Source organism: Pontibacter beigongshangensis, from assembly GCF_014332515.1.
GTDB lineage: Bacteria > Bacteroidota > Bacteroidia > Cytophagales > Hymenobacteraceae > Pontibacter > Pontibacter beigongshangensis.
Genome location: NZ_VFSD01000014.1, coordinates 144,142 through 163,547 on the forward strand (window position 1 = coordinate 144,142; position 19,406 = coordinate 163,547).

Here is a 19,406-nt window from a genome sequence, read left to right on the forward strand (position 1 = left end):
ATACGCTGACTTGGCCCTTGGTCCATCGCCAAAAGGTTATTCCAGCGCCATGGCACGGTATAAAGATATAAAGACGCAGCAAGCCACAGGGATGCAAAAACATGCCTCCTCCCTGCTTCTGAAAAACTTTGCGTCATAATACCTGGGTCTTGTGTCTGCTTTTACCGGACCATGCTTTTCAGGAATTCCCGCACTTCCGGTGTATCATACTCTGCCATGCCTTCCTGCTTTGCCACAATTTTGTCTTCCGGGGATATGATGAAGGTGGTCGGGATGGCATTGCTGTAAAATTCCTGCGGAAACTGGCTCGCCGGCATGTACACCGGGAAGGTATAGCCTTTCTTGTTGATGAACTTCTGCACCTTCTCCTGCCCGCCTTCGTCTACCGAGAGCATTACAAAAGCAATTTTATCGGAGCCTACCTTCTCGTAGAGGCGCTGGATGTTGGGCATCTCGGCCACGCAAGGCGGGCACCAGGTGGCCCAAATGTTCAGGAACACTACTTTACCACGCAGGCTTTCAAAAGAAACGGTTTTGCCGTCTAGGTTGGTCATTTTAAACCCTGTCCCTACCATAGCCGCCTTGTCTGTAACCGACACCTCCGTTACAGGCACCGTGCCGGCGGCTGGCACCGGTTCCGGCATACTGGCATTCTTCAGGCCGGTGGCCAGCAACAGCCGCTGCACCTGGCCAATGGCTTCGGTATGGAGCCCGGTGAGGTATAAAACTCCGAAAATGGCCAGCATAACGGCCCAGCCCGGTATGTTGCGAAATGAAAATTTATGCTTGTTCATGTTGATTTCTTTATTTGAATTCGATTTAAATACTCTAAAATGAAAGTACAACTTTAAATTACAGCTCCACCGTTACGTACCCCTGCTGCTGCAGGTCGAACATATAAGTGAGGCCGTTGGGTATAATCTCCACGCCCTCCACCAGGGTGGCTGGGTCTATCTGGAATTGCTGCAGCGACATGCCGCACACTTTGTAGGTTGCACCAGCCGCTTTTCCTTTGGTAATTTCGGCTGCCATGGCATGCCCTTTCACAAAACCCTCTACCGATTTGGCACAGGCCATTACTACAAAATTCTCGCGTTTGTACTGGCTGGCTGGTGTTATAGCCTCGGCGGTGTTGGCGGCTGCTTTCAGGTGGTTCGGCTGACTGATCAGCACGGCATAATTCTTTTTGCCAGTGTCTGCACTTGCTGGTGCAGCAGCCGTTTGTGCCGCTGGCCCGGAGGCCGTGCAGGCGCTCAGGAGGGTCAGGAGCCCGGCGGTTAGGATGGCTGCCATGGCACCCGCTCTTACCGGTTTTCTCTTTAGCCGCAGCTTATTCTTAAAGTCAAAAACCTGGTCCAGGGCGTAGTACCTGGCCCCGTTTACGATAAAGAAAAACAGCATCCCGATCAGGGCGATGTTCTTGAAAAGGGGGCCGGTTCCTGCTGCGCTCGCTACCTGAATGGTTAGCGTTATCGGAATCAGGATGAGCAGGAGCAACAGCGCAGCCAGCTTTGTCCGGAACCCCGCCAACAGCATAAAGCCGCCCAATAATAAGCCTATCCCGGAAAGAATGATAAGGATTTCAGCTGGAGCGATCCAGATGGCCAGGTAGCTTAAATCTGCCTCTTTGAGGCGGGCAGTTGCTCCGGCAGTACTAAACAAGTGATTGAGTCCGGCATTTATAAAGATAAGGCTTCCGAGCACGCGCAGTGCCAGAAACGATAATTTTTGCAAAGGTGTGGTTTCCATGGTCATGTATTAATTCTTAAAAATGATTTTACCGGCGCACAGACACAGCCTGTCTGTCTTTCCTGTTCAGGAAAGTAGAAGACGCAGGTCTGCACGCAGCCCGACCAGAACTGGCCAGACAGTGCTTTAGAGAAACATTTTAAGAGAACCTTGGAGGGTCAGGCTCACGGCCCAGATGAGGGGACAGGTACTTTTTGGCAGGAGGCACAAAACCTGCTCCGTACAAGCCAACAGGCAGGAACACTGGCTGCTCCTGAGTGGCAACAAGCGCATAGGACGGCACGCTGCAGTCGGTTACGGTGCCCGCCGCATTATGCTGCCCGGAGTGTGCCTGGTGCTGCAGGCATTTCCGGGCGCAGGTGCGTTTAATTTTCTTCTGATGGCTACAGGCTTTCTTCAGCACACCCTGCTCCATGCCGGAGCCTCTGTTCAGGCGGCCATCAGGTTCCGGCAACATAAACAGCAGTAGCAGTGTACTTAAAAATAAAAGCAGATAATGCTTCATGTAGCGTATTTAATTCATATAAAAATTCAGGAACAGCTTGCTCCGGCAATAGTTTCTCCCGGCAAGGCTTCTACCTGATACCGTTCTCAATGAACAAAGTCAGGCGATTAAAGCCGTCAACTTACAGAGTTTCCAAGGAGTAGTTCCTGGGCAATTATTCTAATGAAAAAGGCCTTCCAGCGATTTTTTCTGCAGCTGCGGCATACCGAACCAATCAACCTGAAAGGTCATCCTAAGTTCTATTACCCTTTTACAGTAGCTTTATTGCCAATGGCAGCCAGCTAAATCAGCATTAGCGCAAAAGGCGCCTTCCTTTGCAGGTAACATACTGAGGTGCTGTAATGGTTCTGGCGCAGCCGCTGCTTCTCTAAAATTACCTTCTATACTGGCCGGCATCTACCAGCTCCTCTGACCATGCTTCTTTTACAAAGGTAGCCTCAAAAAACTAATCCTCCTGTAACCAAAGTCACTGAGCATTACTTTCTGCCTGAAGTGCTATGATTTGTAGTGAAACAGTACGCAGCCGCTGCTTCAGAAGAACTTGTATCTTAAAATAATGGTACATGATAAAATCCAGACACTGTTCTTCGGCAGTACTTTCATCAGAAATTAGCTACGCCCAAATAAAGTGCCACTGGAAATGCTTCAGTAAAGGTCAATAAAGCTGCTTTTCCATCATTTCTGATTTTGAAATTTAATTTTTAATAAGCGAAATTCCTGTGTGACAAACATCACTGTAAGCCCTTTTCGTAAACTTTACTTTTGTAACTGTAATCAGAGTTCTTCGGGGCTTATAGGAAAATTAAAAAACAGCGCAGATGAAAATACAACAGTTTGAAGACAAAGGCTTAGCACATTACAGTTACGCCATTTTAAGCGAAGGCACAGGCGAGGTGGTTTTGATTGACCCGACCCGCAACCCGCAACCGTACTACGATTTTGCAGCCGCCAGCAAGGCCAACATTGTAGCTGTTATAGAAACGCACCCGCATGCCGACTTTGTCAGCTCGCACCTGGAGATACACGAGGCAACCGGTGCCACGATTTATGCACACAGCATGGTAGGCGCCGACTATCCGCACCAGACTTTTGATGAAGGAGCCGTGCTGGAACTTGGCGACATCAGGCTGAAATCGTTGCACACACCGGGTCACTCGCCCGATGGCATTAGCATTGTGCTGGAGCTCGAAGGCAAGGACAAAGCCGTATTTACTGGCGACACCCTTTTTATCGGTGATGTGGGCCGCCCCGACCTGCGCGAGAGCGCCGGCAATATTACGGCTGAGCGAAAAGAACTGGCCAGCCAGATGTACCACAGTACCCGCGAAAAGCTGATGAAACTGGACGACGATGTGCTGGTTTACCCGGCGCACGGTGCTGGCACCCTGTGTGGAAAGGCCCTTAGCGAAGCCAACAGCAGCACCATTGGTGCAGAAAAACTGAGTAACTACGCCCTGCAGGAAATGAGCGAAGAAGCCTTCGTAAAACTCCTGTTAGAAGATCAACCATTCATACCAAAATACTTTAGCTACAATGTGGCCATCAACAAACAAGGCGCTTCGGCCTATAAACCAAGCCTGAAACAGGTTGCCCGGCTGGCCCCCGATCATCAGCCGGAAGCAGGCGCTGTGGTAATAGATGCACGAGCAGAAAAGGTGTTTAAGCAAAGCCACTACCAAGGCGCGATCAACATTCAGAATGGCAATAAGTTCGAAACCTGGCTGGGCAGCATCGTAGACGCGAAAGAGAGCTTTTACCTGGTGGCTGCAACCGAGGAGGAACTGGAGGAGCTGATCGAAAAAGCTGCCAAAATAGGGTACGAGTTGCTGATAAGCGGCGCTTTTGTGCAGAACAGCCCGGCCAACGCCTCCACTCCCGAAATAAATGTGGAGGCGTTCAGCCAGCACCCCGACAACTACACTATTGTGGATATTAGGAATGCGTCAGAAGTAAAAAGTGGTAAGTTCTTCGAAAAAGCCATCAACATTCCGCTGCCGGAACTGCGGGAGCGTACCAGCGAAATTCCGACTGATAAACCCGTGGTGGTGCACTGTGCCGGCGGTTACCGCTCAGCAGCCGGAAGCAGCATTGTGCAGGCCAAACTACCCGACACAAAAGTGCTGGACCTGAGCGAGGCTGTTAATGATTTCAAGAACGGCTCCAGATAGCAGTACCCTAAAATTTCTACCAAACCAGTGCAGACGCAAACCGCGACTGTACTGGTTTGCTGTATTATTCCGTATAATGAATATGCGTTTTCGTACCTGAATAGTACTTAATTAGAGTGATCTGAAATCATAAGTTCTACCTTAGATCATTCTCACATTCACTCAATCACTAAATCACTTATTCACTTATTCAAAATCCACCTCAACCACACCCCATGGAAACCATACAAAAAGACGTTATTGTAAAGCAGTTCCCACAATTTGAGCAGCCACTGCTGGAGGAGATATTAGCTCACAGCACCATTAAAGTGGTAGCAGAAGGAGACGAAGTAATGCGCACTGGCCAGTACATCCGCTCCACGGTGTTGCTGCTGAGCGGCCTGATGAAAGTTTACCGCGAAGATGACGAAGGAAATGAGTTCCTGATGTACTACCTGGAGCCTGGCAACGCCTGCGCCCTCTCCATGATGTGCACTGCCCGCGATGAGCAAAGTAAAATTATGGCCAAAGCCGTAACAGAAGTAGAGGTTCTTTTAATACCATCGCACTTGTCGGAGTTGTGGCTTGGCAAGTACAAAACCTGGCACAACTTTGTCATTGCCTCCTACCGCCAGCGCTTCGAAGAGCTGCTCCAGACCCTTGATAGTGTTGCCTTTAAAGGCCTGGATGAGCGCCTGGCATTTTACCTGAAACGCCACGTGCAGGTTAGCGGCAACGAGGTAAGGCTGTCGCACCAGCAGATTGCCACAGAGCTAAACAGCTCCCGCGAAGTAATCTCGCGGCTGCTCAAAAAGCTGGAGCAAACCGGGGCCATCTCGCTGCACCGCAACTACATAGAAGTGCACGACATTTGATGAGTGATTGCCTGAATTCTAAATGAGTGAATGATTGAATTTTGATTGAGTGAATTATTCCAATGAAAAGCGCCCTCCGGAGCTTTCTGCGGCTGCTCATGGCCTGGCATGAGTTATTGTTCCATTTATATTGCTTACCAAATATCATTCTGCACATTCTAACATGCTGGCAATTCTGATTCAGACATTCAAATTATTCCAATGAAAAAGCCCCTCCAAAGCCTCTGCTGCTGCTGCTAAAGAGCCTTCTACAAACCCCCAACTTTCTAACTTTCTAACTTAAAAATTTCCTCTGTGATAAGAGTCACTGTACCCGGTTGCTGCACGATCTACCTTTGTATCAGATTAAGTTAAAACATCAAATTAATGGAAATACTAGGTTATTTTGCAGCACTGATCATAGGGCTTTCGCTGGGGTTGATAGGTGGTGGCGGCTCTATTTTAACGGTGCCGGTGCTGGTATACCTGCTCGGACTCAGCCCGGTTATCTCAACAGCTTATTCGCTCTTTATTGTGGGCCTTACCAGCCTGGTGGGCAGCCACAAGTTCTATAAAAAAGGTTTGGTAAGTCTCAAGACAGCCCTCGTTTTTGGCTTGCCTTCTATTGTGGCCGTTTACGCCACCCGCCGCTACATAGTGCCGGCCATTCCCGACAACCTGTTTACGGTGGGTAGCCTGGTAGTAACAAAAGATGTGATGCTGATGCTGCTTTTTGCCGCCCTCATGGTATTTGCCTCCATCAGCATGATCAAAAAGCAAAAACCCACGGAGCAAACCGACGATAATGCCGACACAGCCATAGACGTGGCACATGAGCAGCCTAACACTCCTCATCCGGAACCTAAATTTAACTACGGCGGCATTCTGGCCGAAGGACTGGTGGTGGGCACACTCACTGGCCTGGTTGGGGCGGGCGGCGGCTTCCTGATTATTCCGGCGCTGGTGCTGTTCAGTAAGCTCGACATGAAAATGGCCGTTGGTACCTCCCTGCTCATTATTGCAGTTAAATCGCTCTTCGGCTTTGTAGGTGACATCTACAACTACGACATTAACTGGATGTTCCTGGGCATTTTCTCGCTCTTCTCCATCGGAGGTATTTTTATCGGTACCTTCCTTTCTACCAAAGTGCCCGCCGATAAGCTGAAAACCGCTTTTGGCTGGTTTGTGCTGGTAATGGGTATTTATATCTTTATAAAAGAAATTTTCTTAGCTTAAGCGGCTGCGTGACCTAAGTCACTGACCATGAGCATTTTTATCCCGAAATTTGTATTGTTATCTTACAAGATGGCGACTAAATAAAAACCGAACATCACAACATCTTTTACCATGAAAGTAGAACAAATATATACCGGCTGCCTGGCACAGGGCGCTTATTACATCGAAAGCAACGGCGAGGTTGCCATTGTAGACCCTCTCCGCGAAATCAGCTCTTACCTGGAAAAAGCCGAAAAAGACGGAGCCAAAATTAAATATGTGCTGGAAACGCACTTCCATGCCGACTTTGTGTCGGGGCACGTGGACTTGGCGAAAGCTACCGGCGCTCAGATTGTTTTCGGGCCAAATGCCAGGCCAACTTTTGAGGCGCACATTGCCGCCGATGGCGAGAAACTGAAATTAGGCAACGTTACCCTGAAGGTGCTGCATACACCCGGCCACACCATGGAGTCTACGACCTATTTGCTGCAGGACGAAGGCGGAAAAGACAAAGCCATCTTTACCGGCGACACCTTGTTTATCGGCGATGTAGGCCGCCCCGACCTGGCAGCCAAATCTGACATGACAGTGGAGCAACTCGCGCAGCACCTATATGATTCGCTCCGAAATAAAATTATGCCGCTGGCCGATGACGTGGTGGTGTACCCGGCGCATGGCGCAGGCTCTGCCTGTGGCAAAAACATGAGCAAGGAAACAACCGACCTCCTCGGCAACCAGAAAAAGACCAACTACGCCCTCCGTGCCGACATGACAAAAGAGGAATTTGTGAAAGAGGTCACAGACGGTCTGCTTCCGCCTCCCGGCTACTTTCCGCTGAACGTGCAATTAAACAAGGAAGGCTACGCCAATATTGCAGAAGTGCTGCAGCAAGGCCAGCAGGCGCTCGACGCAGATGCTTTTGAGGCAGCAGCCAACGAAACGGGCGCCCTCGTGCTCGACACCAGAAACCCGGAAGAATTCGCCAAGGGCTTTATTCCAAATGCCATTAATATTGGCATAGACGGCAACTTTGCCCCTTGGGTAGGAGCCCTTATTCCGGACATTCAGCAGCCTATCCTGTTCCTGGCCGACGAAGGCCGCGAGGAAGAAGTGGTAACCAGGCTGGCACGGGTTGGCTACGACCACGCCCTCGGCTACCTGAAAGGAGGATTAGCCGCCTGGGAAGCAGCTGGCAAGGAGGTTGATTCGATCAATTCCATCAGTGCGGCTGAATTTGCAGATCGGTTTGAACAGAACCACAACCTGAAAGTGGTAGATGTGCGCAAGCCCGGCGAATACCAGGCCGAGCACGTGGAGAAGGCCCAGAGCGCTCCGCTCGACTACCTGAACGAGCACCTGGCAGAGTTGCCAAAAGAGGAGACCATGTACCTGCACTGTGCCGGTGGCTACCGCTCCATGATAGCAGCCTCTATCCTGAAAGCCAGGGGCTACGACAATGTGGTAAACATAGCAGGCGGCTTTAAAGCAATTGCTGAAACCCCTGTGCCTAAAACGGCCTACGTTTGCCCTTCCACATTAAAGTAAGATGGTTTGTTAATAGTTGTGTTAGTAAGCCAGTGCCGACCAATAACCGGCACTGGCTTCTAACCTAAAAGAGGCAGGCAGCTGGCAGGTGTATTAAAGTCGCAGGTGAGGGTGTCAGAACTTATCAGAATGCAGCAAAGTTATTTTCAAAATAATCATCCACTCATTCAAAATAGTACCTGCGTGACCAAAGTCACTGAAGCAGCATAGCTTGCTCCTTACCTTTGTAGGGTAATAAGTATAACAACAAAATTAAGAAAGAAGACCATGTTCAATATATTTAAAACCGCTCCTAAGAACTACGAAGATCTGGACGGAAAAACCTTCAAAGCAAAATTCCAGTCCTCTCCAAAAGCCGTGTTACTGGACGTAAGAACAGCCGGTGAATTTGCATCCGGCACTATTAAAGGCGCTAAAAACCTGGATATTTCTTCGTCGCAGTTTCAGGTAGCCCTAACGACGCTCGATCAGGACAAGGAGTACTTCGTGTTCTGCCGCAGCGGCAACCGTAGCGGGTCTGCCTGCAATATGTTATCGGCGCAGGGCTTTAAAGCTTATAACCTGGCAGGAGGCGTAGGAGCCTGGCCAGGTTAGGGCCTGGCCTGATTTAAAATTATATCTGCTCCGGAACTTAGGAGTTTACAACAGGGGGAGTGACGACCTGGCTCCTCCCCTGCTCATACCTGGTTTTTCAATCCATTTTAAATTAGTAAAGATATGTTAGAATTATTAAGGCAGCCATGGCCATGGTATACGTCGGGAGCTGTGATCGCCTTTGTAATGGTGCTGCTCTTGTTTTTTGGAAAATCGTTTGGTTTTTCGGCTAACCTCCATACCATCTGCTCTGCCTGTGGTGCAGGCAAAAAGGTAAAGTTCTTTGATTTCGACTGGCGCTCCCAAACCTGGAACCTCTTGTTTCTGGTAGGAGCCATTGTGGGAGGATTTATTTCGGCAGAGTTTCTATCCACAGGAGAGGCAGTTCAAATATCGCAGGCCACCATCGACGACTTAAGTGCCCTGGGGATAGCCAGTCCGGAAGGCATGCAGCCTACCGAGATATTCGGGATGGAGGCGCTGTTTAGCTTAAAGGGTTTCCTGATCCTGCTGCTCGGTGGTTTTGCCATTGGTTTTGGTGCACGGTATGCTGGAGGCTGTACATCGGGGCATGCCATCAGTGGTATATCTAACCTGCAGCTGCCTTCGCTGATTGCCGTTATCGGTTTCTTTATCGGAGGGCTGATCACCACCTTTGTCCTGCTGCCGCTCATTTTTTAAGGACATCCAGAAAAAACAATCATCCACCTATAGCAATATTAGAAGTGAAGAGTTTAAAATTTATAGTAGCCGGCATCTTGTTCGGCATCGTCATGAGTAAGTCGGAGGCCATTTCCTGGTTCCGTATACAGGAAATGTTTCGTTTCCAGTCGTTCCATATGTATGGTATTATCGGCACGGCCGTGGTGCTGGGCACCCTTGCTACCTTCCTCATAAAGAGATACAAAATGCGCGACTTCCAGGGTAACCCGATCGTGTTTCAGCCAAAAGAAATGTCGGTTCCGCGCTACCTCTTCGGAGGTTCCATTTTCGGGCTTGGCTGGGCCTTGACAGGTGCCTGCCCCGGTCCTATGTTCGTGAACATCGGGTTTAGCTACTGGCCCATCCTGGTCGCTATTGTGGGGGCGCTGCTGGGCACTTACCTCTACGGCGCCATCAGGAGCAAGCTGCCGCATTAGGAATGCGTGAATGATTAAGCAGATAAAAAAAGCAGCCATCACTCACAAACGAATACAAACGATTTTGGCTAACAGTTGAGTAAGTTTTGAAGGCCATTCGCGATAAGCGGTGGCTTTCAGGCAAAAAAATCCTATCGGGCAATATCAACACAACACCCGGGCAGCAGCAGCAGAAAAGTGGTTCGAAGGCCCTTTTTTATTCAAATAATTACGCCCTTCCCGTTTATTTCTTTCTTTAAAAATATTTCCTTTCTTCCAAATTACTTTCCTTCTGTGACTTTTGTCATACTTCCTCTGCCGCTTTTCGCGGAACTTTATAACATAAAAGGTAGCGCAACTGGCCAGAACACCTTACCTGGGTGCCACTACCGGAACAGACATCAAAAAGGCTTTGAATAAAGCAGATACACATATGGAAAATCAGAAAATTGTGATTGTAGGTGGCGTAGCCGGCGGCGCTACAGCAGCAGCCAGGTTACGGCGCTTAAGCGAAAAAACGCACATCGTGCTGGTGGAGCGGGGGGAGTACATCTCGTTCGCTAACTGCGGCCTGCCGTACTACATCGGTGGCGCTATCGAGAAAAGAGACAAGCTGCTGGTACAAACAGTAGAAAAAATGTCCGAAAGGTTTAAACTCGATATCCGCAACTTCAGCGAGGTAACACGCATCAACCGCGAGCAAAAAACAGTTAGTATCCTGGACCTGCGCACAGGCGAAACCTACGAGGAAACTTACGACACCCTGCTGCTTTCTCCGGGAGCTAAACCCTTTATCCCCCCGATCCCCGGCCTGGCAGAAGCCAGACACATTTTCAGCCTCCGCAACATACCGGACACCGACAAGATAAAAAACTACGTAGACCAGCTCAAACCTGAAAAAGCAGTGATTGTGGGAGGAGGCTTTATCGGGCTGGAAATGGCTGAGAACCTGCATGCGCTGGGCATTAAAGTTAGCCTGATAGAGCTGTCGCAGCAGGTAATGGAGGCCCTCGATTTTGAGATGGCCGCTATCCTGCAGCAGCACCTGCGCCACAAAGGCGTGGACCTGTACCTGAACGATGGCCTGCAGCGGCTGGAAGAAACTGGCCGCAAACTCATATTACAAAGCGGAACCGTGCTGGAAACCGACATGATTGTGATGGCTGTGGGCGTTCAGCCTGAAAGCACCCTGGCAAAAGAGGCCGGACTGGCACTAGGGAACCGTGGCAGCATTCAGGTAAATGAATATCTGCAAACATCCGATCCTGCTATTTATGCCGTAGGCGATGCCATAGAAGTAAAAGATTATGTAAGCGGACAGGCGGGCTTCGTACCGCTGGCATGGCCTGCAAACCGGCAGGGCCGTATCGTGGCCGATACCATCTCCGGCAAAAAAACAGCCTACAAGGGCACCTTGGGCACGGCTATTGCGCAGGTGTTCGACCTGACCGCCGCCACTACCGGCAACAACGAAAAGAGCCTGCAGCGGCAGGGGAAAGACTACCGATGCGTGCACATTCACCCGAACTCACACGCTGGCTACTACCCGGGTGCTGCTCCCCTGGCCCTGAAGCTATTGTTCGCCCCGGATAGCGGACAGATCTACGGTGCCCAGGCAGTAGGCGCCAAAGGAGCCGACAAGCGCATCGATGTGCTGGCGACGGCCATAAAAGCAGGCTTAACCGTTTACGACCTCCCCGAACTGGAACTGGCCTACGCACCTCCCTATTCTTCGGCCAAAGACCCGGTGAATATGCTGGGCTATGCTGCCCAGAATATTCTGGACGGAGCCCTGGTAACCATGCAATGGCACGAAATAGACAGCTATGCAGCAGCAGGGGCCTTTGTGATGGACGTGCGGGAGCCCCAGGAGCTAAAAGCAGGCTACGTGGCCGGAGCCCTGAACATTCCGCTCGACCAGCTGCGCGACAGGCTGGATGAACTGCCCGCCGACGAGACTATTTACCTCTATTGCCAGGCTGGCATGCGAGGCTACCTGGCAAGCCGCATTTTGCAGGAAAACGGCTTCACGGTGATTAACCTCGATGGTGGCTACAAAACCTATGCCGCCGCCAAAAGCGAACGCAGCCTGGCCAAAGCCGCCAAAGAAACAGAGTTAGTGAGCTAAGGTTTCCTCAGCACCGTTGCTTAAAATCTTCCTGCGGAAGGCGCTAAACGGCGGGGCTACCCAAATCGTATAAAGATATTTTAACCACCTACGACATGACTTACCATTTCACAAAAAGAGTAAGCTACAGCTACCCCGAGGCGTTAGAAAAAACCAAAGAAGCCCTGGGCAAAGAAGGGTTCGGGGTAATTTCAGAGATAGACCTGAAAGATAAATTTAAAGAAAAACTGGGGGTTGATTTCCGGGAATACAAAATTCTGGGTGCCTGCAATCCGAAGCTGGCTTTTCAGGCTATTGAGCAGGAAGACAAAATCGGCACCATGCTGCCCTGCAACGTGCTGGTACAGGAACACGAAAGCGGGGAGGTAGAAATAACCGCCATCAATCCCATGGAAACCATGTCGGCCATAGGCAATACCCAACTCGAGTCGATAGCCAAAGAAGTAAGCCAGAAATTAAAGACCGTAATTGACAGCCTGTAGAGGCCGGAAATTATGCTAATCAAAACCGCCCTCCAGCGGCTTTGCTGCTGCTGCTCTTTTATTATACCAGATGGTAGATGATAATTTTTGTGTCGTCATCAGACAGACAGGCAGTTTAGCAATGCAAAGGCTTTGTCTTCCGTACTGCTGTTTGAAGTCTTCCGAAGGAGGACTTCAATCGTTAAATGAAAATGGAAGTCTCCGACTTCCTGCTGGCGAATGGCCATAAAGTTAGCTAAAGTGAAAGAAGCTTACGCTTTTTCTGTGCTTCGAAAGCTTTGTGCTACTTGCCCGGAACGGAGTTCCTGCTGACTCATATTAAGTTTGGAGTCCTCCTGCGGAAGACTCCAAACAGCGAGGGATGTTTGGATCTTAGAACCTGCTCTTAAATCCAATTTCAAATTTAATAATTAACGCCTCTTCAAACAGCTGTAAATCTGCTAGGAGTTACTTATTCTCTCATCCACTCAATCACTCCTTCAAAATTCACTTATCCAATCAATCAAAATTCTCCTAAAACCTGCTACTCCAGGATCTCCACCAGGAGTGAGTCCTTTTTATCCTTTACCTCTATGGGTGCCGCCACCTGCAGGGCGGCACTGTCGGCGCGGGCCTGCGCCCTCGATTCGCGCACGCTCAGCGTATCAATGATCACCTCGTAAAGCTTGTCCATCTCCGGAATATTCTCCAGGTAGTAGCGGTAGGTGGTACGGAACTGCTCCTCTGTTACCTCATGCTGCTGCAGAATCTCTTTCTGATAGTGGTTAAAAGTCATCAGGGCGGTATCGGGGTAGCTTAGGCTCCTCTCCACACGTGCTTCGGCGGTATGCAGGTCGGCCATAATCCGCACCATTTTCTCGTCAGGCACAAAATTGGCTGGCTTTTGGGGCTTTTTTTCGCCGCAGCCCATCAGGCTGACACAAAAAAGTAGGTAGAAAAGTCTTTTCACGGATGTAAAATACGATAATTAGTCATAATTTTAAAATCTGACGCCATGCTGCAAAGCTATGAAAGAGCTGATACAAAAGCTGAGAAAATATGAAATCCGCATCCGCAAGGCGATCACCACGCAGATGCAGGGCGATTTCCATTCTGTTTTCAAAGGCACCGGGCTGGAGTTCGACGACGTGCGGGCATACCAATACGGCGACGACGTGCGTTCCATCGACTGGAATGTATCGGCAAAAGGCCACGGCACCTTTGTGAAGACGTACCGCGAGGAGAAGGAGCAGTCGGTGTTTCTGATGCTCGATGTGAGCGCTTCGCAGACCATAGGCACCGGGGCGCAGCAGAAAATAGACGTGGGGAAAGAAATTTGTGGGGTGCTGGCCCTGTCGGCGGCAAGGCAGCAGAGCCAGATCGGGATTATCTGCATCAGCGATAAAAAGGAGAGATACATAAAACCCGCCAAAGGCATTGAGCAGGCTTATACCATTGTTAAGGCGCTGCACGAGCTGCAGCCGGTGTCGAGCAGAACGAGCCTTTCGGCAGGCATAAAACTAACGCTCGACATTATAAAGCGGCGCAGCATTATCCTGCTCATTTCAGACTTTATAGATGTGGAGTACGAGAAGGAACTGGCCATGCTGGCCAGGCGGCACGACCTGATCGTGATTCAGCTGCTCGACGTGCGGGAGCAGAAGCTGCCGGGCCTGGGCATAGTGCCGGTGCTGGACAAGGAAACCGGCCACACGATCTGGCTCAACACCTCCGGCGATGAGTTTAAGCGCCGCTACTTTACCCAGTATGCCGAAAACCAGAAAAAGGTGGCCCGGATTTGCCAGAAGTACCAGGCCAACTACCTGGCCATCCAGACAAATGAAGACTACGTGCCGCAGCTGGTCAACTTGTTCCGGCTCCGCAATAAATCATCTAAAAAGAGTGCGTAAGTATATTCTTATCTTTCTGCTGTTACTGGTGCAGTTGCTTCCCGCTGTGGGGCAGCAGCTGGCAAACCCGGTGGGCAGGTTCAGCCGCACATCCGTTAAAATAGGGGAGCTGGTGCATTACACGCTGGTGCACCGCCACGATTCCACGCGCGAGGTCATTCTGCCCGACTCCAGCTACGACTTCAGCCCTTTTGAGCTGGTGCGCAAAAGCTACTACCCCACCTACACCCGGGCCGGCATCAGCACCGACAGCGCCGTGTATACCCTCCGGACTTTCGAGACAGACAGCCTGCAGCAGCTGGCACTGCCCGTATACGTGCTCGAAGGCGAAGACACCCTGCAGGTATTGGCAAAGCCGGTCTCGGTGAGGCTGCAGCAGCTGGTGCCACAGGTGCAGGAGCCGCTTGCCTTCCGCTCAGACACGGACCTGGTGTATGTGGAGGAGCGCTTTAACTGGCCAAACCTTTTGCTCTGGATCGTAAACGTGGCAGTATTCCTGACGCTTGTCTGGCTCATTTTCGGGCAAACCATAAAAACCAAATACAAGCTGTACCGCCTCCGCAAAGACCATGTGTATTTTGCCTCGCGCTATAACTCGCATGTAGACAGGTTTGTGAAGTCGGGTTACGGGCAGAGCATGGAAAAAGCTGTTTCGCTCTGGAAAAATTACCTCACCAAGCTGGAGCGCAGTGCCATCAACTCCTTCACTACCAAAGAGATCGTCATGTTTTACAACGATAACGAGGAAGTGAACACGGCCCTCCGCCTCTGCGACCGCGCCATTTACGGCAACATGGCCGACGCAGACCCCGAAACCGGCAAGGCCCTGCACATGCTGCGCCGCTTTGCCAAGAGCCGCTACAAATACCAACGCGAACTAACCCGAAATGCTAAAACAAAGCGATAACATCTGGGACTGGCTCAGCCCAGAGTGGTTTACCTACCAGACACTTTCGTCGTTCGATTGGGTGTACCCCGTGGTGCTGTATGCCCTGCCCGCTATATTGCTGCTCTTTCTGCTGAAAGGTTTGCTACGGGCCGGCTCACGCAATAAACTCGACATGGCTATGTTTGAGGGCGATGTAAAATGGCACTGGACCAGCCTATTGCGCTTTCTGCCCAATACGGTTTTTATCCTCTTTATGGCGCTGGTGCTGGTAGCGCTGGCCAGGCCGCAGCAGGTAAACGAACAGATAGAGCAGACTGCCGAAGGCATAGACATTGTGCTGCTGCTCGATGTGTCGGGTTCGATGGAGCTCGAAGACATAGCTCCTAACCGGCTCGAAGCGGCCAAAGAAGTAGCCATCGACTTTATAAACGGGCGCGTGCAGGACCGGATCGGGCTGGTGGTGTTTGCCGGCGATGCCTACTCCCTGGCCCCCCTTACCACCGATTACCAGCTGCTGCGCGAAAACATAAAATCGATTGCGTTTAAGATGATCCCCAACGATGGCACCGCCATTGGCAGCGCCCTGGCCATTGCCATTAACCGCATGCGTGAATCTGATGCTAAAAGCAAGGTGGCGATTTTGATCAGCGATGGCGAGAACACGGCCGGTAGCCTCGACCCGGTTATGGCCGCCCAACTGGCCTATGCGCACCATATAAAGCTCTACACCATCGGCATCGGCAAAGATGGCCAGGTGGCTTACAATGCAGGTGCAGACGGGCAAACGATTTATGTTGAAACAAAGCTCGACGAAAGCAGCCTCCGCGAAATAGCCCGCATTGGCGAAGGCCGGTTTTTCAGGGCCGACACCAAAGATGCGCTCCAGACCATTTTCGCGAACATAGACCGCTATGAGAAAACAGAGGTAACCGAAAAGCGCTTCCGCGACACCCGCGACTACTACCAGGTGTACCTGAAATGGGCTCTGGCCATGCTCCTGCTCTGGATGATCCTGAAAAACACCTTTATCACAAACGTGCTGGAGGATTGATTATTTGCGACCACAGGTGCAGCAGCAGCAAAGGCTCCGGAGGGCTGTTTTCATTAGAATAATTGCTGATTGTATATTGTTGATTGTTGATTTGGAAATTTGAAGATGAAGAAATTTGAAAATGCATTACCAGAGGCTAATCCTAAAGACAAGCAGCTCTTAACTGATTATGTCCTGTTTAAGAAAAAATCTAACATCTAGCTTCTCTAAAGAGCAGCAGAAGCAACAGAACCTCCGGAGGGGCATTTTCATTAGAAGAATTTAATTCAACAGTGGCGGCAGCAAAGACCTCGCAGCGTGCGCAGCTCCTGCGAGTGTCTGGGGAGATGCAACAGCAGCTGAAGATTACAAGGAATCAAAATCGTAACACGCTCCAGGCAAAACAACCCGCCAATGTAAAAAAGCGGCAGGTTCTATTGGCTAATTCTTAAAAAACACTTATACTTATCCATATTATCAAACTTCGGACACCACCATGCCAACAATAGCTGATAATATCCTTTATTTCGACGAGAAACTGAGGACCACGCCCTGCCGCCTGGTGGCAGTTTCTAAAACGCACCCTGTTGCGGCTATTCAGGAGGCATACAACGCGGGGCACCGTTTGTTCGGCGAAAACAAGGTACAGGAGCTGCTCGAGAAACACGAGCAACTTCCGCACGACATAGAATGGCACCTGATCGGCCATTTGCAGACCAACAAGGTAAAACAGATCGCCAGCTTTATCAACACCATTCAATCGGTAGACAGTCTGAAGCTGCTGCTGGAGATAAACCGGCGCGCCGAGGCCTGGAACCGGACCACGCCCATCAACTGCCTGCTCCAGCTCTCCATTGCCGACGAAACCACCAAGTTCGGCATGAGCTACGACGAGGCAGTGGCGCTCCTGCAGTCAGACGAGTACCGCGCCATGCAGTATATCCGCATTACCGGCGTAATGGGCATCGCCACCAACACCACTAACCACGACAAGCTGCGACAGGAGTTCCGCCACCTGCGCGAGTGCTTCAACAAACTCAAAGAAACCTTCTTTTTTGCTAACCAGGACTTTACAGAAATATCGATGGGTATGACCTCCGACTGGGAGCTGGCGCTGGAAGAGGGCAGCACCATGATACGTGTTGGCAGTGGCATTTTTGGGGCCAGAGACTACAGCAAATAAGCCAGATCATCACAAACTATTTTTATACTTTAATACGAACAACATCAGCACTATGACACAAGATGCAGCAAGCAATGAAACCAGGTACAACCAATTCATAGAAGAGGTTGTGGCCACTGGCACCGTATGGGGCTTATCTAAAGATGAAGCATGGGCTACCTCTTCCTCAGCTGATTACGAAGATGAAGATGTGATCTTGTTCTGGTCTGACGAAGACAGCGCAAAGGCTTGTGCCGAAGACGATTGGGAAACCTACGAGGTCGAGTCTGTTACGCTAATAGATTTCCTGGAGAACTGGTGCGTGGGCATGTACGGCGACGAACTGATACTGGGAACCAACTGGACCCCCGACCTGTCGGGCAAAGAAGTAGACCCGCTGATCGTAGCCCTCGACATCGTAAACCTGCTGAAAGAGAAAGGCGAAACCCTCGAATTCACGCAGTACGAAAACCAGGACGAGTTTGAAAAACAACTCATAGAGGCGCTGGAAGGCGAAGAAGATTAGTGCTTCGCCAAATAAAAAATAGAAATTCAAAATTAGAAATTATTGGGGGACAGGGAAAGCTGTTTTCATCAACCAATAATTCAGGTCATTTCTGATCTGATTTGAACAACAGCTTACAATAAGGCCATTGCTACCAAAGTGCAGCAATGGCCTTTTTACGACAACAGGCGCCGTTCTAGAATTATTGCTCAACCAAATTAATTCTAACAAACAGATAAGGCCAAACAAGAAACGTAAAACCAACTCAGCCTCGCCCTTCATAATTTCTAATTTTGAATTTCTAATTTAGCACAGCACAGCCCTGTGTTAACTTATCATGAACATTGAGCCGGGGCTTTTCTTTCGTGCCGGAACAACGCAACTTTGTAGTTAACCATACCTGCTGTTCCGCATGCACCGTTTTTGTATCTACCTGCTGTTCCCACTCCTGCTGCTACCAGGCTGTACCCACCACATGAGCCAGAATCCTGAAACATCAACTTCTCCCCTCCCCGCCTTCGACAAAGAAGGCCACCGGGGTGCCCGTGGGCTGATGCCCGAAAACACCATTCCGGGCATGCTCAAAGCCCTGGAACTGGGCGTGACCACGCTGGAGATGGATGTACACATCTCCAAAGACAAAAGAGTGGTGCTGTCGCACGACCCCTATATGAACCCCGATTTTGTGCTGTTGCCGACTGGTGCAGAAATACCGGCAGCAGAAGCCAGAAAGCATGTGCTCTACCAGCTCGACTACAGCCAGATACGGGAGTTTGATGCCGGCTCCAGACAAAACCCGAAGTTCCCGGAGCAGCAGCCGCAAAAAGCCCATAAGCCCCTGCTGGCCGAGGTAATTGATGCCGTTCAGAAAGAGGAGCAACAGAAGCAGCTGCCGCAGCCATTCTACAACATCGAGACAAAATCGAAGCCTGGCACTGACGGCCAAAACCATCCGGAGCCGGCGGAGTTTGTGCAACTGCTGATGCAGGTGGTGGAAGAGAAAAATATAGTGCCCTGGGTCATTATTCAGTCGTTTGATGTGCGCACGCTGCAGGTGCTGCAGGCGCAGTACCCAGGGGTTAAAACATCGCTGCTGGTCGAGAACCTGCGATCGCTGGACTGGAACCTGGAGCAGCTCGGCTTTACCCCCACCATCTACAGCCCCTACTACAAGCTGGTTACGCCAAAACTTATCCAGGCTTGCCACGCCAAAGGCATAAAAGTAATTCCCTGGACGGTAAACGAACTGCACGAGATGCAGCTGCTGCAGCAAATGGGTGCAGACGGAATCATCTCAGATTATCCGAACCTGTTTCAGGAATTGTAAGAGCTAACGAACTTTTCAGGAACCGGCTTCGGCGCGGTGTATTATTCTAATGAAAAAGGCCCTCCGGCGGGTTTTAGACGATAGTTGACAGCTATTATCGACGTTGTTCCAGGGCCCCAGCCCACTTGTTTCAGACACTCGCAGGAGCTGCGCACGCTCCGCGGTACTACCTGCCCATCCTGCTCATTTCTAAATCTCCAGATCTTCCAATAAATAAATCAGCACATCTACACCTTTGATCCTTCGCAGGATAAACCGAATTAAACT

Annotated in this window: 19 protein-coding genes; 15 read left to right on the forward strand and 4 right to left on the reverse strand. The window is 50.4% G+C overall.

The genetic code is table 11. From position 1 onward, the window contains the following. Window positions 1–161 precede the first annotated feature (161 nt). The 3 genes from FJM74_RS12815 to FJM74_RS12825 form a co-directional block, all read right to left on the reverse strand. Window positions 162–794, reverse strand: a complete 633-nt coding sequence (locus FJM74_RS12815) for a TlpA disulfide reductase family protein (RefSeq protein ID WP_187263003.1) — start codon at window positions 792–794, stop codon at window positions 162–164. A 58-nt stretch (window positions 795–852) separates the two neighbouring features. Then, window positions 853–1,749 carry a DsrE family protein gene (locus tag FJM74_RS12820; RefSeq protein ID WP_187263004.1) on the reverse strand — a complete coding sequence of 299 codons (897 nt, stop codon included), beginning with the start codon at window positions 1,747–1,749 and terminating at the stop codon, window positions 853–855. A 139-nt stretch (window positions 1,750–1,888) separates the two neighbouring features. Beyond that, the gene (locus FJM74_RS12825) at window positions 1,889–2,254 is read right to left on the reverse strand and encodes a hypothetical protein (RefSeq protein WP_187263005.1); all 366 of its coding nucleotides are present in this window, start codon (window positions 2,252–2,254) and stop codon (window positions 1,889–1,891) included. Window positions 2,255–3,072: 818 nt separating this feature from the next. Here FJM74_RS12825 and FJM74_RS12830 point away from each other — a divergent pair. From FJM74_RS12830 to FJM74_RS12870, 9 genes are all read left to right on the forward strand, one after another. After that, window positions 3,073–4,422, forward strand: coding sequence for an MBL fold metallo-hydrolase (locus FJM74_RS12830; protein ID WP_187263006.1), 1,350 nt, complete (start codon window positions 3,073–3,075; stop codon window positions 4,420–4,422). Between the two features lie 215 nt (window positions 4,423–4,637). Continuing rightward, a complete protein-coding gene (locus FJM74_RS12835; RefSeq protein ID WP_187263007.1) occupies window positions 4,638–5,276 on the forward strand; it encodes a Crp/Fnr family transcriptional regulator in 639 nt (212 codons plus the stop codon). Window positions 5,277–5,642: 366 nt separating this feature from the next. Continuing rightward, window positions 5,643–6,491, forward strand: coding sequence for a sulfite exporter TauE/SafE family protein (locus tag FJM74_RS12840; RefSeq protein WP_187263008.1), 849 nt, complete (start codon window positions 5,643–5,645; stop codon window positions 6,489–6,491). 111 nt (window positions 6,492–6,602) lie between these two features. Next, the gene (locus FJM74_RS12845; protein ID WP_187263009.1) at window positions 6,603–8,015 is read left to right on the forward strand and encodes an MBL fold metallo-hydrolase; all 1,413 of its coding nucleotides are present in this window, start codon (window positions 6,603–6,605) and stop codon (window positions 8,013–8,015) included. Window positions 8,016–8,282: 267 nt separating this feature from the next. Then, window positions 8,283–8,609, forward strand: a complete 327-nt coding sequence (locus tag FJM74_RS12850) for a rhodanese-like domain-containing protein (protein ID WP_187263010.1) — start codon at window positions 8,283–8,285, stop codon at window positions 8,607–8,609. A gap of 123 nt (window positions 8,610–8,732) precedes the next feature. Beyond that, entirely contained in the window at window positions 8,733–9,290 is a 558-nt protein-coding gene (locus tag FJM74_RS12855) for a YeeE/YedE family protein (RefSeq protein ID WP_187263011.1), read from the forward strand. 44 nt (window positions 9,291–9,334) lie between these two features. After that, window positions 9,335–9,748 (forward strand): YeeE/YedE family protein, encoded by a 414-nt coding sequence (locus FJM74_RS12860; protein ID WP_187263012.1) that lies wholly within the window; start codon window positions 9,335–9,337, stop codon window positions 9,746–9,748. Window positions 9,749–10,160: 412 nt separating this feature from the next. After that, a complete protein-coding gene (locus FJM74_RS12865; protein ID WP_187263013.1) occupies window positions 10,161–11,855 on the forward strand; it encodes a CoA-disulfide reductase in 1,695 nt (564 codons plus the stop codon). Between the two features lie 95 nt (window positions 11,856–11,950). Continuing rightward, entirely contained in the window at window positions 11,951–12,337 is a 387-nt protein-coding gene (locus FJM74_RS12870; RefSeq protein WP_187263014.1) for a DUF302 domain-containing protein, read from the forward strand. Between the two features lie 523 nt (window positions 12,338–12,860). Here FJM74_RS12870 and FJM74_RS12875 read toward each other — a convergent pair. Continuing rightward, complete coding sequence (locus tag FJM74_RS12875; RefSeq protein WP_187263015.1) at window positions 12,861–13,286, reverse strand: DUF4296 domain-containing protein; 426 nt, start codon at window positions 13,284–13,286, stop codon at window positions 12,861–12,863. Window positions 13,287–13,344: 58 nt separating this feature from the next. On the opposite strand from FJM74_RS12875, the gene FJM74_RS12880 reads away from it, so the two are divergent. The 6 genes from FJM74_RS12880 (at window position 13,345) to FJM74_RS12905 (ending at window position 19,139) form a co-directional block, all read left to right on the forward strand. Beyond that, window positions 13,345–14,226 carry a DUF58 domain-containing protein gene (locus FJM74_RS12880; protein ID WP_187263016.1) on the forward strand — a complete coding sequence of 294 codons (882 nt, stop codon included), beginning with the start codon at window positions 13,345–13,347 and terminating at the stop codon, window positions 14,224–14,226. Continuing rightward, a complete protein-coding gene (locus FJM74_RS12885; RefSeq protein WP_187263017.1) occupies window positions 14,219–15,133 on the forward strand; it encodes a hypothetical protein in 915 nt (304 codons plus the stop codon). Before FJM74_RS12880 ends, FJM74_RS12885 begins: the two co-directional genes overlap by 8 nt. Further along, window positions 15,114–16,166 carry a vWA domain-containing protein gene (locus FJM74_RS12890; protein ID WP_187263018.1) on the forward strand — a complete coding sequence of 351 codons (1,053 nt, stop codon included), beginning with the start codon at window positions 15,114–15,116 and terminating at the stop codon, window positions 16,164–16,166. The genes FJM74_RS12885 and FJM74_RS12890 overlap by 20 nt, the downstream gene beginning before the upstream one ends. Before the next feature lie 475 nt (window positions 16,167–16,641). Continuing rightward, on the forward strand, window positions 16,642–17,328 hold the full coding sequence (locus FJM74_RS12895) for a YggS family pyridoxal phosphate-dependent enzyme (protein ID WP_187263019.1): 687 nt from the start codon (window positions 16,642–16,644) through the stop codon (window positions 17,326–17,328). 52 nt (window positions 17,329–17,380) lie between these two features. After that, window positions 17,381–17,833 carry a DUF2750 domain-containing protein gene (locus tag FJM74_RS12900; protein ID WP_187263020.1) on the forward strand — a complete coding sequence of 151 codons (453 nt, stop codon included), beginning with the start codon at window positions 17,381–17,383 and terminating at the stop codon, window positions 17,831–17,833. A 391-nt stretch (window positions 17,834–18,224) separates the two neighbouring features. Further along, window positions 18,225–19,139, forward strand: a complete 915-nt coding sequence (locus FJM74_RS12905; RefSeq protein ID WP_187263021.1) for a glycerophosphodiester phosphodiesterase — start codon at window positions 18,225–18,227, stop codon at window positions 19,137–19,139. The last annotated feature ends 267 nt before the right edge of the window (window positions 19,140–19,406 follow it).

Coding starts and splice junctions, on each gene's coding strand:
- FJM74_RS12815 (WP_187263003.1), bottom strand. CDS start 794: ATGAACAAGCATAAATTTTCATTTCGCAACATACCGGGCTGGGCCGTT.
- FJM74_RS12820 (WP_187263004.1), bottom strand. CDS start 1,749: ATGGAAACCACACCTTTGCAAAAATTATCGTTTCTGGCACTGCGCGTG.
- FJM74_RS12825 (WP_187263005.1), bottom strand. CDS start 2,254: ATGAAGCATTATCTGCTTTTATTTTTAAGTACACTGCTACTGCTGTTT.
- FJM74_RS12830 (WP_187263006.1), top strand. CDS start 3,073: ATGAAAATACAACAGTTTGAAGACAAAGGCTTAGCACATTACAGTTAC.
- FJM74_RS12835 (WP_187263007.1), top strand. CDS start 4,638: ATGGAAACCATACAAAAAGACGTTATTGTAAAGCAGTTCCCACAATTT.
- FJM74_RS12840 (WP_187263008.1), top strand. CDS start 5,643: ATGGAAATACTAGGTTATTTTGCAGCACTGATCATAGGGCTTTCGCTG.
- FJM74_RS12845 (WP_187263009.1), top strand. CDS start 6,603: ATGAAAGTAGAACAAATATATACCGGCTGCCTGGCACAGGGCGCTTAT.
- FJM74_RS12850 (WP_187263010.1), top strand. CDS start 8,283: ATGTTCAATATATTTAAAACCGCTCCTAAGAACTACGAAGATCTGGAC.
- FJM74_RS12855 (WP_187263011.1), top strand. CDS start 8,733: ATGTTAGAATTATTAAGGCAGCCATGGCCATGGTATACGTCGGGAGCT.
- FJM74_RS12865 (WP_187263013.1), top strand. CDS start 10,161: ATGGAAAATCAGAAAATTGTGATTGTAGGTGGCGTAGCCGGCGGCGCT.
- FJM74_RS12870 (WP_187263014.1), top strand. CDS start 11,951: ATGACTTACCATTTCACAAAAAGAGTAAGCTACAGCTACCCCGAGGCG.
- FJM74_RS12880 (WP_187263016.1), top strand. CDS start 13,345: ATGAAAGAGCTGATACAAAAGCTGAGAAAATATGAAATCCGCATCCGC.
- FJM74_RS12890 (WP_187263018.1), top strand. CDS start 15,114: ATGCTAAAACAAAGCGATAACATCTGGGACTGGCTCAGCCCAGAGTGG.
- FJM74_RS12895 (WP_187263019.1), top strand. CDS start 16,642: ATGCCAACAATAGCTGATAATATCCTTTATTTCGACGAGAAACTGAGG.
- FJM74_RS12900 (WP_187263020.1), top strand. CDS start 17,381: ATGACACAAGATGCAGCAAGCAATGAAACCAGGTACAACCAATTCATA.
- FJM74_RS12905 (WP_187263021.1), top strand. CDS start 18,225: ATGCACCGTTTTTGTATCTACCTGCTGTTCCCACTCCTGCTGCTACCA.